The sequence below is a fragment of the Ktedonobacter sp. SOSP1-85 genome, from assembly GCF_016587415.1.
Taxonomy (GTDB): Bacteria; Chloroflexota; Ktedonobacteria; order Ktedonobacterales; family Ktedonobacteraceae; genus Ktedonobacter.
This window is the reverse complement of sequence record NZ_BNJI01000002.1, coordinates 1,920,056-1,937,717: the sequence shown is the minus strand read 5'-3', so window position 1 is coordinate 1,937,717 and position 17,662 is coordinate 1,920,056. Positions and strand designations below refer to the sequence as shown.

The following is a 17,662-nucleotide window of genomic DNA, read 5'->3' as shown; positions in this document are numbered from 1 at the left end:
CTCCAACAACAAAGCCTCTAACCAGGCAAACAAGGATGCCGACTCGAAGCTAAAAACAGCGAGTTGGCATCCTTGTTTATGCTCATCTCTAACAGCGACCGTTTAATACTGCCTTGTATCGGCGCATGGGGTCGCTGTCGAGATATAGATGTTCGTCCAATCGTCGGGTGGAATCATGCTCTGCGCGTTATCCGCAATACCAACCACACATGGTTTACGCACAATCACACTTCCTACCTGGACAGTCGGCAGCCATACGACATCGTTGACAAGCTGCTGCTCCGCCTGATTGTACAGTTTCATCCGCTGCACTTGATCCTGAGTGCTATCAGCCTGCTCCATTAACTTCTGCGTCTCTTGCTGCTGAGATGCGTTAGCGGAATGATTCTGTCCGTAGTTAACTACGTTGTTGGGTGACCCCTTATCGAACTGCAGTGTCAGCCAGTCCTGCGGATCAGGATAGTCGGCAACCCAGCCCAGGGCAAACATCTGTACACCATTGGGGTTATTTAGCGCTGCCGGAACATCGCTTAGCAACTTTCCGTAGTCAATATCATTGAGCTTCACCGAAATACCCAGCACACTCTGCCACATCTGCTGGACGGCCTGGAGCTCATTGCGTGTATCGGAGCTACCATTGGTCGCGACCGTGAAAGTCACCGATGGGAACGTCGAGGCGGTATAGCCCTCTTGCTTCATGCCCTCCTCAAGCAACTGTTTCGCGAGTTTCGGGTCACCGGCGGGACTCTTGACGCCAGCTGGCCCCGTAAGGTCCGCATCGAAGCCCGGCATCCCCTGTGGGACAATATGATTTGTCGCGATAACCTTGTCTTTATACGTATTATGCGCCAGCGTTTCTTTGTTGATAGCTAAAGCAAACGCCTGGCGAATCTTAATGTTGTCAAACGGTTTGACGAGATAGTTCATCCCATAATACGTAATCCACAACTGGGGAATGGAATGGAATTGCCTCTCGGGCAAGGCTTTCGCGGCATCTATATGCGCAGAGGGAACATTACTCTGGTCGACCTGCCCAGTCTGATAGGCCTTATAGATCGTATCCGCCTGCTTATAAAAGGGAATGACGATCTTCTTCAACTGCGGCTTGGGACCATAGTAGTGCGGATTAGGGACAAACTCGATAGCCTTTCCATGCTCGTACTTGGAAACCATAAACGGGCCGGCCCCGCCAATACCTTGGCTGAGATGGTCTACAAAGTTCAGGTCGCCATACTTCTCAATCATGCTCTTTTCAATCACATACGAGCACGAATATGTCAGTTCTTCCAGGAAATAAGATGCCTTTTTGGTCGTAATAATTACCACCGTATCAGGATCAGGCGTGAGGATACCATCACCAATGATGGTCTTCACTTTGCCCGCAGCCAGTTCTGGCGCGCCTTTAATCAGCCCCATATAGGTCAGAGCCACGGCAGACTTTACCCTGGGCTGGAGGGCGCGATCAATGCTATACGCGACATCGGCAGAGGTCAAAGGAGTGCCATCGCTAAACTTGAGGTTGGGGCGCAACTTAAAAGTCCAGGTGAGGCCATCAGACGAAACGGAGTGTGAGGCCGCGAGCTGATCGTGTATCTGCAACTTATTATCGAGCTGGAGCAGACCAGTGAACACCAGATCGATAGCGGCAATAGAGCCTCCATCAGTCGAGAGCGCGGGGTCAATCGTCTTGAGATCACTACCACTGCTAGGCCAGATGAAGACTTGCTTACTATCGTCGGCCTTGGTCGTTGATATAGTCCCTTGCTGCGCGCTACCACAGCCTACGAGCAGGAGCGTGAGCAGACAGAAAAACGTTGGAAGAATACCCTTCACAAATTTCGTGCCAGATCGCATAAATATATTCTCCTGTTCTTTGTGCTATAGAGAGGATGACATGTCATAAGGTTGCCCATGCGAATACTTGTGCTTACGATCTGAGAAAGCAATCCAAACATGTCAAAAAACATGGAAAGCACTGCAAATTACCCTTTAAGTGGCCCTCCTTTACAACCATCTCTGAGGTTTCTAGAAACGATCCCAGATCCACAATGCCACACATAACACTGGAGACGGTCAGGGCGATATCGCCCATAATCTCACTAAGCTCATCTAATAGGTCTGGATCTGATACACCGCTTGTAGCCCTATTTTATCGTTTCAAAAGCATGAATGCCTTGTGAAAACGAGTTGCTAATAATGCTGATTTCTGCATAGCCCTATGTTGCTACATTCGCGTTGATTGGTGCGGGAATATTGGTAAAAAGCACGAAGAGTAAACAGGTTTTAAGGGTCTTGCTCACTTTCGGTGGAAAACCTCATCAACAAGCGGGAGTGAAAGGCTTTCTTGGCTTCTGGAGCAATCTCTTGCTGAGCCTAAACACCGAAAGTAAGCAAGAGCCGTATTCCGGCCCATTCCTACTCAAATGCCTATACCACTGGGACTATTCTGGAGATTAGTGGTGGGCGCTGACGCATGTGATGTTGCCCCTCCGCGGTGAGGCGTGAGGGGCCGCGCTTGAACTTCTAGTCCAAGAGAATTGAAGTAGTCTTACGCAGACAGGCAATCAGCCGGCTCCAAACACGAGTTGGTTGCCTGTCTGGGCATCAATCACATAGTGAACTCTTTGGAATGAAAGCTTGCCCGTATTGCCGGGAGTGGAAATCGGAAGCCGATCAAAGGGCCCTTGCAGTTCTACATAGCAGACCAGCGCGTCGTCAGGGATACCGATAGACTCTCCATTCATCAGCGAGCTCGCCTCTTTGCTCATCATAAAGGCTAGCTTGACGATGGTTCCCGGTTTGCCAGCGGTTGTCAGCAAGGGATGGGCCTTAAAGTACTGTTTAACGTCATCTAGCGTGAAGGCGGGGATGCCCGTTCTGGTGAGCGGAATCATGCCATTGCCCTTGCCGGGCGTGCTTTGCGCCGAGGAAGATATGGGGAGAGGCGCGTTCTCTGGTGAGCGCCACGCCAGGACGCCATTGCTAGCCTGGAGGGCATAAACCGCGTTCTGCCCTTCATTGAAGGCTTGCGAGGAGACATACACCAGTTTCTCCGCCGTGTCGAAGGGAGAAACAACCAGACCACTAAACTGGCGCTGCCAGAGCAGAGTACCATCGCTGGCACGTAGCGCACACATGTAGCCACTCTCCGAGCCCACAAACACATTATCGTCACTGGCTGAGCCCACGAAGACGCCAAAGAAGCGATTGGCAGAGATAGAAGCAGGGGTGAAGAGTTTATCGATGCGTTGATGCCACAGGAGGGAGCCATTGTTTGCCCGGAGGGCAAAGACGGAGTTGGCGCCTGTACCGACGTAGACCACGCCGTTCCTTACCACAGGCTGCCAGATAATGGCATAGTCGGTGGGATAGCTCCAGAGCAGGGCCCCGGTCGTGGCATTAAAGGCCGCGATGGTGCGATCCGTAGCCCCTCTGTAGAGGACGCCGTTAGCGACAACAGGGGCTGAGAGCACCTGCCCGATCCCCTGAGATTTCCACAAGAGCTTGCCTGTACTGGCGTTAAAGGCGAAGACCCCACCCGGTGAGCCGGATGTGCCCGCGTAGAGGATGCCATTGGCAACAGTCAGAGAGGCTTCAAAGAGGCCGTTGGTTGGATAGTTCCACAATTGTGTCCCATCGCTGGCACGCAGTGCCGTAATCGCGCCGATGCCGCCGCCCGAAAATATGTATACTGCTCCGTTTGCAACCGTAAAGCTTCCCCGTGAGCAGCAGTTCTGCTGGTGGTGCCAGAGGAGTGTAGGCCTGCCATTGTTCAATCTCCATGCCAGGACGCTGGCTCCCCCACCCTTCTTCTCACTAGTTGTGTAGAGGATATCATGATCTATGACGAATGGAGAGGCGACTTGATCAAAATAGTAGCGCGTCGTCGCGCCGGTGCGCATGTTTACTGCATACAGGTAGTGAAGGCCATCGGCTTCGTAGAGGGTGGAATCTACCCTGCTTATGGTCTGGATGCGAGCGAAGGAAACGGAGTCAGTGCTCGGAGTGGGCGACCCATTAGCGTGTAATGTTGCCTTGTTCACACCACTTGTGTTAGCATGGCGCTGTATGATGAGCACAATGAAGCCGCCAAGAATCAGACACACAACAAGGAGTGGAGCCCCTACCTTAAGCACTTTTCTCCATCTTGCCTGTCGCGGACCTGGTGAGGGATCTTCCAAAATTTCAGGGGGATTTGTTTCTAACACTTTTTAAGCCTTTCAAGTGGCAAAATAAACGATAATAGTCGTTATTGCTTAAAACGTATTTGATATCAAGAAAGTTGCATTTGATCCCGCATGATTTAGGCTTCAGATCACAAGCAACGTTATTGCAAAAAAACAGAGTCACAAAATATGCTCATCAACGATAGATAGAGGAAGTAATTCTTTATTGAGGCAAGGAAGAGCATCCAACCGACACAAACAGATGAGATCGACCCGGGACAAAATTTCTGAATGGCTCTTCGGCCAGCGCCCATCTACTCAAATGCCTCATTTACACTTTCTAGAAGAAGGAAACCAGATGGGAGGCGGTTTCTCCAGCGCCTTGCTGGTCGATTTCCATATTTCGCGCCAAAATCCCACATTTCACCTCAAAAATTGTCGAACATTCGCGCCATTTACCACATACATAAGTAAAGCGCGTGTTACGTTATTTCTCCGGTTTCCTATGGATTTATTCGTATTTTAGTACCTCTAATGATAACTTCGTTATTATAAGCAAGACATCATTTAAAGACACCTATTTTAATGAATAACAATAATAATATATTGACAAACAATATCGGAAAATGACTTAACCGTATGAGGCACAACTATGGCAATAATAATAAACATCGATGTCATGCTGGCAAAGCGAAAAATGAGTGTTACGGAACTTACAGAGAAGGTTGGTATCACTATGGCTAATCTCTCTATTTTGAAAAATGGAAAGGCTAGAGCGATACGATTCTCGACATTAGAAGCAATTTGTAAGGCCTTAGATTGCCAACCTGGTAATATTGTAGAATACAAAAGTGACGAAGCCGCTCAAGGGTAAAACGATCCTCGCCATTTTGCCTATTCTACTCGGCGTATGCGCTGACTGGCAGGTTGATTTGTTGCGCAATGCTCGTCAAGATTGCTCGCGGCACCTGCTTCTGATTGCGATATTCCGCAAGCAGGCGACCTGGAAAATGCAGAAGTGCAAGCTGAACGGCAAAACCAAAGCGATTGGCTGGACGCCGACGGTGATTGACCAGCTCTAACTCTTCTGGGGTCAGGGTGTAATAACGAGCGAGATCCCGAGCGTCAAGGTCTGTCGGGATTTCCATCATGATCTGACGCTGCTCATCAGGGAGACTAGGTGGGGACTTTTTTATGGGTCATGGGGACGCACTCCCGCATCTCTCAGCAAGAATGCATCTTTCTTATCATACCCTCATGGCTCTGACAAACTGAGCGGAATCCTTCAGGACCTTTTTACCGGTAGCTTGCCCAAAGCGCGAATCTCTCAGGGAAATTATGTCGGGACCCCTATGGGGCTTCGGTTTCAGGCTGACCTGGCGAGACTCGCTCCCTTCAGCTTCAAAATTGGGCCGGAGAGGAGGCGTTTTTGCTCACAATTCAAGCAAATTTTGCCCATGAATTTACAGCGCCGAACGAGGTGAACGTGCTTCTAAAGTCATCTTGCTAACAGCAATGGTTGGTCTGATCACTCTTCACGCTGATTGATCACTCTTCGCCCTAAAATCGGGTCTTGCTCACTTTCGGTGGAAAAACACAGCAAAAGATCACTGCAGAAGCCACCCAAGTTCTCTCTTTTCAATTGATGATGAGCTTTTCCACCGAAAATGAACAAGAGCCCTAAAATCTGACCGCTCTTCACCTTATTTACCAAATATGACAAGAGAACGTTTCGGCTCTGGCAATAGCACAACAGGAAGAGACGCAGAAGTGGATGGTGTATTCTATAGAGAAAAGCAGTGTGGAGGTTCGTGTGTGCCTTGCGGCATACACGAACCTCCACACTGCTTTCCAAGTAACAAACACAGCGGGTACGAGAAATAATATCAGAAGATGTTACGCAATCTTCGCGCAAAGCGTGTTGGTCGAGATCTGAGAACTCCCCGCGCTAAGGAAAGAGCTGAGTACAAACCATTTGTGCTAGAGCAGGCCCTTTGACTTGAGGAATTGCTGCGCAACGTCGTCGGGAGACTTATGTTGCACATCTACCTGGTAGTTTAACTGCAGCATGCTTGAGTCGGTAAGTGTGTTCTGTAGCGAGTTGAGGATAGAGCGAATCTCTGGATGCGCCTTTAGTGTACTCTCACGCACGATGGGGGCCGCGTAGTACGGCGGGAAGAAATGCTTATCATCCTCAAGGACAGTCATGCCATATCTAAGCAAATTTCCATCTGTCGAGTAGACATCGAGCACTTGAACCTGGTTATTTGCCGCTGCCTGGTATTTCAGACCGACATCAATCTGCTTCAATGACTGAAAGTGCAGTCCATACGTATTCGAGAGGCCAGGATAGGCATCCGGTCGCGTGAAATAATCCGGTTCACCACCAAAGACAAGCTGCGATGCGATAGGGGCCAGGTCGGAGATCTTCTTCAAGTGGTACTTCTCAGCTATAGTCTTCGGAACAGCGACCGCGTAGGTATCGTTGAAGCCCATGGGGTTCAACCAATCGATGTGGTAGCGCGTTGGATACTCCTTCTTTACGGTCTGATATGCTTCGTCAGGGTTGTGCGTGACTGGCATCTTCATGATATCTACCAGACCGGTACCAGTATAATCGACGTATGTGTCGAGCTGTCCGCTTTGCAGAGCATTCCAGAGTACCGCGGTCGAGCCAAGATTGGCCTTGTTCTCAACATTTACCCCTTTGAGCTTTGCCTTCAAGAGATAGTACTCCATATCGCCAACTATGATATTCTCAGAAAAGTTTTTGGAGCCGACAACAATGGTTCCGCTATCCTTGGAACCGCTGATAGTGCTGGAAGGCCCAAATCCACAAGCGCTCAGCAGGACACTGAACACAACGAGTATCATGCACAACAAAGATATCTTTTTCATACCACTCCTATTCCTTTGATAAACAATATGCTACCGCTGCGATGTGGTCTTTGATAACCTGCGCTCCACTAGTGACAATCCCACCTCTAGCAGGACCGCGAGCAAGGCAGCTGGAATAGCGCCCGTCACAATGGTAGGCATATCGATGATCTGCAATCCACGATAGATCACGACACCCAGCCCTCCCGAGCCAATGAATACACCAATAGTCGCAATACCGATCGCGGTAACAAGCGCGACCCGCAATCCAGCCAGGATAACAGGAAACGCCAGGGGCAGCTCAATCTGTCGAAAGATCTCGCCAGGCGTCATACCCATGCCTTTACCAATATCCAGATAGACCGGGTCGACCCCTACCAGCCCCTCATAGGTGTTCTGAAGCACAGGCAAAATTGAGTAGAGCGCCAATCCTACAATTAAAGTCGTGTCCCCTAGACCAAACGCGAGCAGCAGAAAGGCCAGTAGCGCGATACCGGGGATGGTCTGAATAACCTCGGCCAGGCCTATGAATACGCTCGCCCAGCGTGGCCGTCGTCGGACCCAGGTCGCCAGTAAGAAACCAACCAGACCACCAGCTAGCGTGCCGAGAAACGATAGATAGAGATGTTGAAGCGTCAGTTGAGCCATATATGGCAAGCCTAAATCCATCTCGCCCGTACCTCCTTCCTGATACCACGTGGCGTTACCAGACGACGGACAAGCCCGAACACAAACCCAATCAGCAATGCCAACATCGCAGTCGGAATGGCCCCGGCCATCAGCAAGTTAGCATCGTAGCTATCAAGACCTGCAAAAATCAGATCGCCCAGTCCCCCCGCACCGATGAGCGACGCGAGCGTGGCCCAACTCACCAGGTATACCGCCGCGAGACGAATACCCGTGACAATGACGGGTGCGGCCAGGGGCAACTCGACGAGATAAAGGATTTCCCAGTTGGTCATGCCCTGTCCCCGCGCCGCGTCGATGAGCGTGGCATCAACTGCACGCACCCCAACATAGGTGTTACGCAAGATGGGTAACAGTGAGTAGAGGAAGAGTACAACCAGGGCCGGTTGCATGCCAATGCCAAGGTACGGCAGGGCAAGCGCGAAGAATGCCAGGCTCGGAATCGTCTGTAGGACTGATACCACGGCGATAATCGGCCCTGACCAGCGCGGAAAGCGCGTCAGGAGTATCCCCAGCGGGACAGCGAACAGGATACCAAGTCCAAGTGAGACACCTGTCAGAAATAAATGAGGCCCGATACCCTCCAGGATGCGGTTCCCATACATGCTCCAAAAGTCACTCTGGTTCATACGCCGACCCTCCCAACGCCACTTGAGAGCGCTTTAATGGCCGATCGATGCGAGATAATCCCCACCAGGTGCCGCTCTTCATCAACCACGGGCAATGCCTCGGCCTCCCCCTCGATCAACCGCTTCAGGGCGATATCGGGTGTATCTGTCTCCTTTATGGAGACAGCCTCCTGCCAGATAATGCTCTTCCACTGCTCCAGGTCTTCTGGTACCTTGCATGTTGCTCCCTTAAGCACTCCCTGGTCATCGATCAAAAAACACCAGGGGAAGCTACCCATTTGCACAATGCGCTCGCCAGACGAAAGCTCTTTAAGGATAAGTGACTCTCCTGTTTGTATCAGTTGCCTCACCGCATCTACAGGCGATTGAGGAAGGGAGAGGAAGCGCCCCAGGAATTTGGCAACGAACTCATCTTGCGGTGCGTGAAGTAGCTCTGTAGGCGTGCCCACCTGGAGTAGCTGACCATCGCGCAAGATAGCGACGCGGTCGCCCAGGCGCATAGCTTCATCGATGTCGTGGGTGACAAAGATAATTGTTTTATGCAATTTAGCCTGCAATCGTTTGAGTTCGGTTTGGAGCACCTCGCGACTGATGGGGTCAAGCGCGCCAAATGGTTCGTCCATCAGGATAACCGGAGGATCGGTCGCAAGGGAGCGCAAGACGCCCACGCGCTGCTGCTGACCGCCAGAGAGCTGGCGAGGGTAACGATGAGCAAAGGCCTTATAATCCATGCCCACCATATCCAGCAACTCGCGGGTCCGCTCCTGGCGCCGCTTCTTATCCCACTTGAGCAGCCGAGGCACAAGCTCGATATTTTGCTCAACCGTCATATGTGGTAACAGGCCAGTTTGTTGAATGGTGTATCCAATGCCACGCCGCAATTGAATAGGATTATAGCTGCGCACATCGTGCCCATCGACATAAATAGTTCCGCTTGTCGGCTCTTCTAGACGATTGATCATGCGGAGTGTCGTTGTCTTACCACAACCTGAAGGGCCAATCAGTACCAACAGCTCGCCACTCTGCACTTCAAGCGAGAGTTCTTGCACCGCTGGCCGACCATTCTGGTACATCTTCGTAACGTTCTCAAACTTTACTCCCACAGTAAACATCCTCCTCCTTGGGGTTATCTAAGGATACTGAACCTCAAATTGTTCAAGATCCTCACGCAGCGTAACACCTAACCCTGGCTGCTCCGGAAGTACCAGATCACCATCCTTCGATACAAGAACCGGGTCCGCCAGAATGAAATCTCTACGCTCAGGGGTCCAGCCAGGGGGGTCAAAAGGATACTCAAGGAAGGGACAGATCCCCGTCGCGGCCGCTAAATGCAGGTTCGCCATGAGCCCAAGGCCGTTCCCCCACGTATGCGGGCAGAAACGCAGCCCATGCTGCTCGCAGAGATGCGCAACCTTTAACCCGAGGCTAAAACCGCCGCAGACGACAACGTCGGGTTGTAAGACATCGGCACTACCCTGAGATACAAACTCGCGGAAATCCGCAGGGCTGCGATTCAACTCGCCAACGGCGATGCGCAGCGAGGTCGCACGCCGTAGCTCGGCCAGGCCCGCGAAATTCGCGTGTTCAAGTGGCTCCTCTAGCCAGTAGACCCCATAGTGCTCCAACTCGCGCGCCACCTGTAACGCCCGCTTGACATCCCACGGTCGGCGCGTATCGCCGGGCATACGCCAACCCTGATTGGCATCAACCATGATCTCCATTGTCTCTCCCACCTCCTCACGAACAGCTGCTACAACAGCCAGGTCACGCCGAACCTCCTCGTGTCGCATACGAATCTTTACCGCACGGAACCCCTGTTCCCGAAACCTGAGCACCTCTTCCTTTCGCTGGACAGGATCGTGCAACTCGCCCGTTGAGCAATAAGCGGGAACACGGTTAGAATGCCCACCCCAAAGGCGAAACAACGGAAGGTTTGCGGCCTTGCCCAGGACATCCCAGATGGCAATCTCCAGCGGCCAGTAGCGAGCATAGTGAAACGCAAGCATGGCAAGAACATCACTATGTCGTTCGGTCTGGCTAACATCCTGTCCAATAAACAGGTGCTTAAACTGATCAAAGCCATACATTGAGTCACCCGATCCATAACCCACAATGCCGGCGTCGGTATGTACCTCGACCAGTGTCGCTGAGAAGCGTGTTCGTACTTGAGGATCCCAGGAGGCTCGAAAGGGTGGTTCCAGGGGAAGTGAAAAGTGGCGGATATGAATATCCGTGATACAAATTGTCATCTTTATCCTCTGGAATTTTAAATAGATGAGTTCTTCTTCTAGAAGAACAAATAGATGAGTTTTTATCTAATCTGTTCAGTAACAGTATAAATACATGTCACGCTGCTGTCAATGGCTATACAGAGGGCTGCGCAGCGAGAGGCGCATAATCCAGGGGGTCTCCCCACTTATATTTAGCCAACATAAATAGGTGATTAAACTATGAAAGCATCCAAGTTGACAGTGATCGCGTTGGATGAGCAGCACATGATTGGTCAATGCACATCCTTATAGTTGCAAAGAAGGAAGCACGATGACCTCTGGGGACAGAGAAGTGAATGAAAATAGGCTACAATAGGAACGAGATCGGTGGGCAAGGGTCGAGGGTCACTGGTGTATCAAACCCGATGTGTAAGCTGACCTGGGTGTCTCCAGAAGAGAAGTGTGTTGCCGCGTTGGTCTGTTTTTTCGTCCACGTAACACCAAGCTATGTGATCTCGATGTTGCCTTTCCCACCATACGTGTCCCACCAGGCGCTAGCATGGGTGGTCAGCACCCTATTGAGCGCCTGGATATTTTGAGCGCCATGCTCCGCTAACCAGTACTCCAACGCTTTCACACCTTCTCGCGCATACACCTGAATGCCCTGCTGCCAGGTTGCTCGCCCACACAGCACACCTGCAAACTTCGCCCCTGCTTCGGCGGCCAATTCCAGCATTTCGCAGAACACCTCGTTATTGATACCCGCGCTCAAGTAGATGAATGGCAGTTTCGTTGCATCGGCGGTCTTCCGTAAGTGCATTAACGCTTCCTGGCGTGTGTAGGCTGCCTGACCACCAGCAAAGGCGCGCGTTTGCGCCACAAAGAGAGGGTTAATTGGCAATTCGACCTTGAGCACGTCCACACCATAGCGAGGCTGTGAAAACTCCTCCATGGTACGCGCAACATAGAGGGGCTTCTTCTTCGCGAACTCCAGCCCCTTCTCGTCCCCTATGGCGTTATCGTATACTAGCGGCTCAAGAAAAAAGGGCATATCTAGCGCGATGCATTCGGCACCAATGCGCTCAACATAGGCCTGCTTGATGACATTGATCCGCTCTTTGTCGAAGGGGTTGTAGTAAAGGAGAATTTTGATAGCCCTGGCTCCAGCCTCGACGAGACGACGCACGCTCCACTCCGGCAGGAGATCAGGCAGCCGATCTCCTGTACCGTTATCGTAGCTCGACTTTTCATAGGCCAGCATGATAGCCTTATCAGGCGCAATGTGTGCGCTCATTCCCAGTGCAAAAACACCTGGTGCATTCTGTTTTCCGCTGTTATACCCTTTCTGCGAATGTTGGCTGGGGGTAACGAGCGGCTGCTGGGCTTGCGGGTCTTTCCCTTGCTTCTTCTGAGGATCATGCATCAGGCTATACTCTGGATCTAAGAGTATAGCGCTGGCATATGGGGATAAAACCTTTGCTACCACTGCTTTGAAGGCTTGCATATCATGTGCCGTTGCCTCCGCTCCGCGCGCTGTCGCAATGGCTTGCAAGAGATTCTGGCGGTGGTCAACTGCCAGCGCGGCAATACAACCGTGCTCATTAGCGCAGGTGTTGAGTCCCTCGAATTTGCCTTTGCTCATTCTCAATGTCATTGTGCGTCCTCTATCTCATTTCATCAAGATAAATGGGTCGTCGTTCATCCAGCGAGCGGCGTGCCGCCAGAGCCAGGACCACCGGGGCGCGCCCATCTTGCTCGTTGACAGGCACAGGCCTATCGTGCAATACAGAATCGACAAAGGCCGTCATCTCCAACAAGAAACTCTCGTTATAGCGTTCGAGGAAGAAATGTAATGGAAGGTCGCGCCGAATGCTCTGTCCATCGCTGATAATGGCCGTATTGGCATAATTATTATCAATACTAATTGCACCGCTACTTCCCAGCAACTCTACACGCTGGTCATAGCCGTAGGAAGCGTAGCGGCTATTGTTAATTGTGGCAATAGCGCCATTGGCAAAACGCAACATGACCACCGCCGTATCCACATCGCCAACCTCTCCAAGCGCAGGATCGTGCATGACACCCGCCATGGTGAAAACTTCCTCAACCTCGCTATCAATCAGGAAGCGAGCCATGTCAAAATCGTGGATCATCATGTCAAGAAAGAGACCACCTGAGACCCGAATATAGGCCAGCGGCGGCGGCCCTGGATCGCGGCTGGTAATGTTGAGGATCTGAGGGCGACCAATTTCCTGACGCTCCAGGGCCTGGCGCACCCGACGATAGTTCGCGTCAAAGCGTCGATTAAAGCCAATCTGCAATTTCACTCCGGCAGACGCCACTACCGCGACAGCCTGATCTATCGAGGGAAGGTCAAGAGCAATAGGCTTCTCACAAAAAACATGTTTGCCAGCCTGCGCCGCCTCTTGAATCATACGAGCATGTGTATCCGTTGGCGAGCAGATCACTACGGCTTGAATATCTGGATTTTCCAGTATCGCCTGGTAATTCTGTGTGGCATAGGGTATCGCAAAGCGCCGGGCGCATTCCCTGGCGGCCTCCTCGTTCGCGTCGGCAACCATGAGCAGGCTGGCCATCGGAATGTGTCTGGCCAAATGTTGAGCGTGTAATAAACCGATACGCCCGGCACCAATCAGACCGACCGGCAAGGTGTCTATTGACATAAGGCTCCTCTTCTTCTATTACAGCCCGATTGCCTTCAGATAGGCCCGATTGCGCTGAGCGCTCTCTTTAGGGCTCCCCATACCAGGCAGAACGTCCTGCTCAACGACAATCCAGCCATCATAGCCGCGTCCGTGTAGCCAGTCGCGTACCACCTCAAACGGGACGCTGCCCTGCCCCAGTTCGCAAAATACCCCATTGCGCACTGCCGTAAAATAATCCCAACCTTCGGAGCGCGCTTGCCGGGCAACCAGAGGATGACAATCTTTAAAGTGGACGTGCTGAATACGCTTCCCAAAGCGCTCAAGCCCTTCCAATACCCTTTGACCATCGATGTCCCCTGAACCATAGAGGTAATGCCCGGTATCAAAGACTAACCCTAAGAGTTCGGGATCAGTCATATCCAGCAAGCGTTCAATCTCCTGTGGCGTCTCGACGTAGCCAGCACAATGATGATGGAAGACTGTTGGCATGCCAGTCTCCTCACGTACCCTGCGCGCAATGCGTTCAGCTCCACGGGCGAAGGTGGTCCATTGTGCCGCGCTCAGCCCCATCTCGTTTGTGACATGCCCCGCATTGCGAGTACGCTCCGGCTCTGTTCCATTGGCATCAGCGAGAATAAGGAAGGGCGACTGATCTTCCTCCTCGGCCACGGCGGACAGCAGGCGGGCAACCTTGAGCGCCTCGGCTTCCCCGATGGTATGCAAACTCACATCTTTCAGCGCCACCGGTACAAACGCACCCACCATACGCAGGTTGCGTCGCTTCAACTCAAATTGCAATTGTGCGGGAACAGTGGGCATAAAGCCCCAATCGCCAAGCTCGGTCCCAACGTAGCCTGTATCACGCAGTTCATCAAGCATTCGCCCGTAGGTGATACCTTCGCCCTTCACATCGTCAAATTCGAGTGCTCCCCACGAACAGGGGGCGTTAGCAATACGCATCTTCGTCCCTCTCACGTTTCTAGAACTCTAGAACTTGCGTGACCACTCGCGAGGCCAACGCTCAACTACGACCTTCTTCTCGGTATAGAACTCAATGGCATCGCGCCCCTGAGCGTGCATATCGCCGAAAAAGCTATCCTTCCAACCCGTGAAGGGGAAGAAAGCCATCGGGGCCGCTACGCCTACATTGATACCGATATTGCCCACACGCGCCTCATAGCGGAACTTACGGGCCGCGGCGCCGCTATTTGTAAACAGGCAAGCCATGTTTCCAAACGGAGAGGCATTGATCAGCTCGATGGCGGCATCGATATCCTGAACATGTATCAGGCTGAGGACAGGCCCAAATATCTCGGTACGCGCAAGCTCACTTTGCGGCGCGAGATTATCAAGTAGTGTCGGGCGCACGAAATACCCGCGCTCATAGCCTTTGACCTGTGTATTGCGCCCATCGACAAGCAGTTCCGCGCCCTCCCCAGCGCCCTTCGCGATAAGCGACTCGATACGTTGCTTGCTCTCAGGGGTAATGACTGGCCCCATCTCAACCTCTGAATCCAGGCCAGATCCTACTTTGCGTTGCACTGCCGCGTCTGTTAGGCGCTCGCGAAACTCTGTCCGGGCTTCGCCCACCGTAATCGCGACCGAGGTAGCCAGGCAGCGTTGCCCGGCGCAGCCAAACGATGAGTCAGCGACGATACGTGTAGTCATCTCCATATCGGCATCGGGAAGCACAATAACGGTGTTCTTCGCGCCTCCCTGGCATTGAGCGCGTTTCCCATTGGCTGCCGCCCGGCTATAGACATACTTTGCCACAGGCGAGGAACCCACAAACGAAATAGCGCGTACCAACGGATGATCGAGCAGCGCGTCAACGGTCTCTTTGCCGCCATTGACCAGGCTCACGACCCCTGTTGGCAGGCCAAGCTGGTCAATCAGTTCGAAGACGCGCGCCATCGTCAGAGGCACTTTCTCCGATGGTTTGAGGATAAAGCAGTTACCGCAGGCGATAGCATAGGGTAGGAACCAGAGCGGGATCATGCCGGGAAAATTGAAAGGCGTTATGGCGGCCACCACCCCGACTGGCTGACGAAACATATGCTCATCAATGCCAGAGGCGATATCCTCAAGGTTATAGCCCATCATCAAAGAGGGAATGCCTGTCGCGACCTCAACATTCTCAATGCCGCGCAAGAGTTCACCCTGAGCTTCCGCCAGCGTTTTACCACACTCCTGCGTGGTCAGATGGGCAATCTCTTCTGAATGCTCTTCTAGAAGCTGCTTGAACTTAAAGAGGTATTGGATACGCTCGGTTGGGGGTGTACGTCGCCAACCGTCAAAGGCGGCCTGGGCAGCCTGTACGGCCGTATCTACCTCGACAGCAGGTGAAAGGGGCACGTGCGCCAGGAGCTCATCTGTCGCAGGATTGCGTACTGGGAGATATTCAGCGGCTCGCGAGTGTGTCCACTGGCCGCCAATATAGTTCATAAGTTGACGATGCTGTGTCATACCTGTCCTCCATCCCGAGTAGGGTGTTGATGATGTAGCGTTTCAAGCTCCGCCTCAAATTCTTGCGCGGCCTCCGCTAGTTTTTCGCCAGCGCTGGCGTCGATGCGCGCGAACTCAGCCAGTTCGTGACTCAGTTCCTCCAGTTCTTCACCACCCGCCATCATAGAAACGACCTCATTCCGGCTGATTTCGGCTTTTGTGAACGTTCCCTGGCTGCGCCCACGGTTGAGCAGCGTAAAACGGTCACCGATCGGATAGGCGTGGTGAGGGTTATGCGTGATAAAGATCACTCCCAGTCTACGCGCACGCGCCTGGGCAATGTAGCGTAATACCACGCCAGCTTCCTTGACACCCAGTGCCGCCGTAGGCTCATCCAGAATCAAAACCCTGGCTCCAAAGTAAACAGCACGCGCAATAGCGATGGATTGGCGCTCTCCACCAGAGAGCGAACCTACAGGCTGGCTCGTATCGCGTATATGGATACCCATCTTCGCCAATTCGTCGCGTGTCAGGTCATCGGCGCGAGCCGCATCAAAGCGCTTGAAGGGTCCCCAGCCTCGCGTCGGCTCCGAGCCAAGGAAAAAGTTGCGCGAAATACTCATCATCGGGATCATCGCCAGGTCCTGGAAGACAGTCGCGATACCGGCGTTGAGGGCATCTCGCGGTGAATTGAAATGAACCTCTTTGCCCCCTACCAGATAATGCCCATCGCTTGGTTGATACACACCTGAGAGGATTTTGATCAGTGTCGATTTCCCTGCACCATTATCGCCAAGCAGACACATGACCTCGCCAGCACGTACACTCATGGAGACGCCTTTTAGCGCGATGACACTGCTAAAGTACTTTGAGACGTTTTGCACTTCGAGCAAAGGAGTATCGTTTGCCTTCATCGACGCACCTCCATTGCATATTTGCGCACATAGCGGTTGAGCAACACTGCCAGCAAGAGCAGTAAACCAAGCACTACGCTATTCCAGTCGGCATCCACACCCGCGAAGAAAATGCCCTGGCCCACAATACCGTAGATCAACGCCCCAAAAGCGGAGCCGATTGCCGAGCCATAACCGCCGGTCAAGAGTGTGCCACCAACGACCACGGCAATAATTGTGAGGAATTCTTGATTCTGTCCGCGCAGGACGTCAGCTCCGGTCGAATGAACTGCTTGAATAACTGCCAGCAAGCAGGCAGCAAGTGCCGTCCCTATAAAGAGGAGGATCTTTACACGCCTGACTGGTACCCCTACGTTACGCGCTGCCTGGGCGTCGCCTCCAACGCCGAAGATCCAGTTGCCGAATGGAGTACCCAGCAGCACCCATGTTGCTATCGCCGTAATTGCCAGCCACCAGAGAATAGATACTGGGAACTGAGCATCGCCAATCGTAATGCTGCTGTCGAAGACAGCCCTGGCCAGTTGATAGCCCGCGGTCTGGTTCAAGCCACCTACCTGGGTAAGTCCTGTCAACGCACGTGTGACGCCTATCGTTGTCCCGCGTAGGATAAACTGAGTTGCCAGGGTCACGATGAACGAGGGCAGGCCGGTACGTAGCACCAGGTACCCATTGAGGAATCCCACCACTAAGGCGAGCAACATAGCGACCAGAATGGCGGACCAGATATTCCACCCCAACTGCACCGATAAGATCGTGACGACCATGCCAGAAACACCGATAATGGAACCGATTGAAAGGTCAAACTCTCCGCCTATCATAAGGAGCGCAACGGGAACAGCCAGAATGCCTAATTCAGCAGATACAGTCAGGTAGTTTGCCGTGCCTGCCAGAGTGAGAAACCCGCTATCGCCAGCGATAATAGCGAAGAAGATCCAGACAGCAATTGAGCCTCCAATGGCTCCCATTTCAGGGCGAACTAGTAACTTACGCCATACACTCACGCGCATGACGCGTTCATCAGTATTGACCTCGCGCTTGTTCGCGACCCCTCGAGATACACGCATATGC

15 protein-coding genes are annotated in these 17,662 nt (G+C 52.5%); 1 reads left to right on the top strand and 14 read right to left on the bottom strand.

From position 1 onward, the window contains the following. Window positions 1-102: 102 nt before the first annotated feature. Window positions 103-1,854: an ABC transporter substrate-binding protein gene (locus tag KTE_RS36750; protein ID WP_201390586.1), complete on the bottom strand. Its 1,752-nt coding sequence runs from the start codon at window positions 1,852-1,854 to the stop codon at window positions 103-105. A 710-nt stretch (window positions 1,855-2,564) separates the two neighbouring features. Further along, the gene (locus tag KTE_RS36745; protein WP_201390584.1) at window positions 2,565-4,136 is read right to left on the bottom strand and encodes a PQQ-binding-like beta-propeller repeat protein; all 1,572 of its coding nucleotides are present in this window, start codon (window positions 4,134-4,136) and stop codon (window positions 2,565-2,567) included. 682 nt (window positions 4,137-4,818) lie between these two features. Between KTE_RS36745 and KTE_RS36740 the strand changes: the two genes are divergently transcribed. Then, window positions 4,819-5,040: a helix-turn-helix transcriptional regulator gene (locus KTE_RS36740; RefSeq protein WP_201390582.1), complete on the top strand. Its 222-nt coding sequence runs from the start codon at window positions 4,819-4,821 to the stop codon at window positions 5,038-5,040. A gap of 25 nt (window positions 5,041-5,065) precedes the next feature. Here KTE_RS36740 and KTE_RS36735 read toward each other — a convergent pair whose 3' ends face one another. The 12 genes from KTE_RS36735 to KTE_RS36680 all read right to left on the bottom strand — a co-directional run bounded on the left by KTE_RS36735 (window position 5,066) and on the right by KTE_RS36680 (window position 17,658). After that, window positions 5,066-5,362, bottom strand: coding sequence for a DUF4158 domain-containing protein (locus tag KTE_RS36735; RefSeq protein ID WP_255553052.1), 297 nt, complete (start codon window positions 5,360-5,362; stop codon window positions 5,066-5,068). A gap of 784 nt (window positions 5,363-6,146) precedes the next feature. After that, entirely contained in the window at window positions 6,147-7,064 is a 918-nt protein-coding gene (locus KTE_RS36730; protein ID WP_201390578.1) for a glycine betaine ABC transporter substrate-binding protein, read from the bottom strand. A 30-nt stretch (window positions 7,065-7,094) separates the two neighbouring features. Next, window positions 7,095-7,712 (bottom strand): ABC transporter permease, encoded by a 618-nt coding sequence (locus tag KTE_RS36725; RefSeq protein WP_201390576.1) that lies wholly within the window; start codon window positions 7,710-7,712, stop codon window positions 7,095-7,097. Beyond that, the gene (locus KTE_RS36720; protein ID WP_201390574.1) at window positions 7,703-8,359 is read right to left on the bottom strand and encodes an ABC transporter permease; all 657 of its coding nucleotides are present in this window, start codon (window positions 8,357-8,359) and stop codon (window positions 7,703-7,705) included. The genes KTE_RS36725 and KTE_RS36720 overlap by 10 nt, the downstream gene beginning before the upstream one ends. Next, window positions 8,356-9,471 (bottom strand): ABC transporter ATP-binding protein, encoded by a 1,116-nt coding sequence (locus KTE_RS36715; RefSeq protein WP_201390572.1) that lies wholly within the window; start codon window positions 9,469-9,471, stop codon window positions 8,356-8,358. Before KTE_RS36715 ends, KTE_RS36720 begins: the two co-directional genes overlap by 4 nt. 18 nt (window positions 9,472-9,489) lie before the next feature. After that, on the bottom strand, window positions 9,490-10,608 hold the full coding sequence (locus tag KTE_RS36710) for a mandelate racemase/muconate lactonizing enzyme family protein (protein ID WP_201390570.1): 1,119 nt from the start codon (window positions 10,606-10,608) through the stop codon (window positions 9,490-9,492). Window positions 10,609-11,074: 466 nt separating this feature from the next. Continuing rightward, complete coding sequence (locus tag KTE_RS36705) at window positions 11,075-12,223, bottom strand: tagatose 1,6-diphosphate aldolase (protein ID WP_201390568.1); 1,149 nt, start codon at window positions 12,221-12,223, stop codon at window positions 11,075-11,077. 10 nt (window positions 12,224-12,233) lie between these two features. Continuing rightward, window positions 12,234-13,253 (bottom strand): inositol 2-dehydrogenase, encoded by a 1,020-nt coding sequence (gene iolG / locus KTE_RS36700; protein WP_201390565.1) that lies wholly within the window; start codon window positions 13,251-13,253, stop codon window positions 12,234-12,236. Between the two features lie 18 nt (window positions 13,254-13,271). Next, window positions 13,272-14,195, bottom strand: coding sequence for a TIM barrel protein (locus tag KTE_RS36695; protein WP_201390564.1), 924 nt, complete (start codon window positions 14,193-14,195; stop codon window positions 13,272-13,274). A 27-nt stretch (window positions 14,196-14,222) separates the two neighbouring features. After that, a complete protein-coding gene (locus tag KTE_RS36690) occupies window positions 14,223-15,701 on the bottom strand; it encodes a CoA-acylating methylmalonate-semialdehyde dehydrogenase (RefSeq protein ID WP_201390562.1) in 1,479 nt (492 codons plus the stop codon). Then, the gene (locus tag KTE_RS36685) at window positions 15,698-16,594 is read right to left on the bottom strand and encodes an ATP-binding cassette domain-containing protein (RefSeq protein WP_201390560.1); all 897 of its coding nucleotides are present in this window, start codon (window positions 16,592-16,594) and stop codon (window positions 15,698-15,700) included. Before KTE_RS36685 ends, KTE_RS36690 begins: the two co-directional genes overlap by 4 nt. After that, the gene (locus KTE_RS36680) at window positions 16,591-17,658 is read right to left on the bottom strand and encodes an ABC transporter permease (protein WP_201390558.1); all 1,068 of its coding nucleotides are present in this window, start codon (window positions 17,656-17,658) and stop codon (window positions 16,591-16,593) included. Before KTE_RS36680 ends, KTE_RS36685 begins: the two co-directional genes overlap by 4 nt. Window positions 17,659-17,662: the final 4 nt, after the last annotated feature.

Excerpts from the sequence above, each read along its gene's own strand:
- KTE_RS36750 (WP_201390586.1), bottom strand. The coding sequence starts at position 1,854 with ATGCGATCTGGCACGAAATTTGTGAAGGGTATTCTTCCAACGTTTTTC.
- KTE_RS36740 (WP_201390582.1), top strand. The coding sequence starts at position 4,819 with ATGGCAATAATAATAAACATCGATGTCATGCTGGCAAAGCGAAAAATG.
- KTE_RS36730 (WP_201390578.1), bottom strand. The coding sequence starts at position 7,064 with ATGAAAAAGATATCTTTGTTGTGCATGATACTCGTTGTGTTCAGTGTC.
- KTE_RS36725 (WP_201390576.1), bottom strand. The coding sequence starts at position 7,712 with ATGGATTTAGGCTTGCCATATATGGCTCAACTGACGCTTCAACATCTC.
- KTE_RS36720 (WP_201390574.1), bottom strand. The coding sequence starts at position 8,359 with ATGAACCAGAGTGACTTTTGGAGCATGTATGGGAACCGCATCCTGGAG.
- KTE_RS36715 (WP_201390572.1), bottom strand. The coding sequence starts at position 9,471 with ATGTTTACTGTGGGAGTAAAGTTTGAGAACGTTACGAAGATGTACCAG.
- KTE_RS36710 (WP_201390570.1), bottom strand. The coding sequence starts at position 10,608 with ATGACAATTTGTATCACGGATATTCATATCCGCCACTTTTCACTTCCC.
- KTE_RS36705 (WP_201390568.1), bottom strand. The coding sequence starts at position 12,223 with ATGACATTGAGAATGAGCAAAGGCAAATTCGAGGGACTCAACACCTGC.
- iolG (WP_201390565.1), bottom strand. The coding sequence starts at position 13,253 with ATGTCAATAGACACCTTGCCGGTCGGTCTGATTGGTGCCGGGCGTATC.
- KTE_RS36695 (WP_201390564.1), bottom strand. The coding sequence starts at position 14,195 with ATGCGTATTGCTAACGCCCCCTGTTCGTGGGGAGCACTCGAATTTGAC.
- KTE_RS36690 (WP_201390562.1), bottom strand. The coding sequence starts at position 15,701 with ATGACACAGCATCGTCAACTTATGAACTATATTGGCGGCCAGTGGACA.
- KTE_RS36685 (WP_201390560.1), bottom strand. The coding sequence starts at position 16,594 with ATGAAGGCAAACGATACTCCTTTGCTCGAAGTGCAAAACGTCTCAAAG.
- KTE_RS36680 (WP_201390558.1), bottom strand. The coding sequence starts at position 17,658 with ATGCGTGTATCTCGAGGGGTCGCGAACAAGCGCGAGGTCAATACTGAT.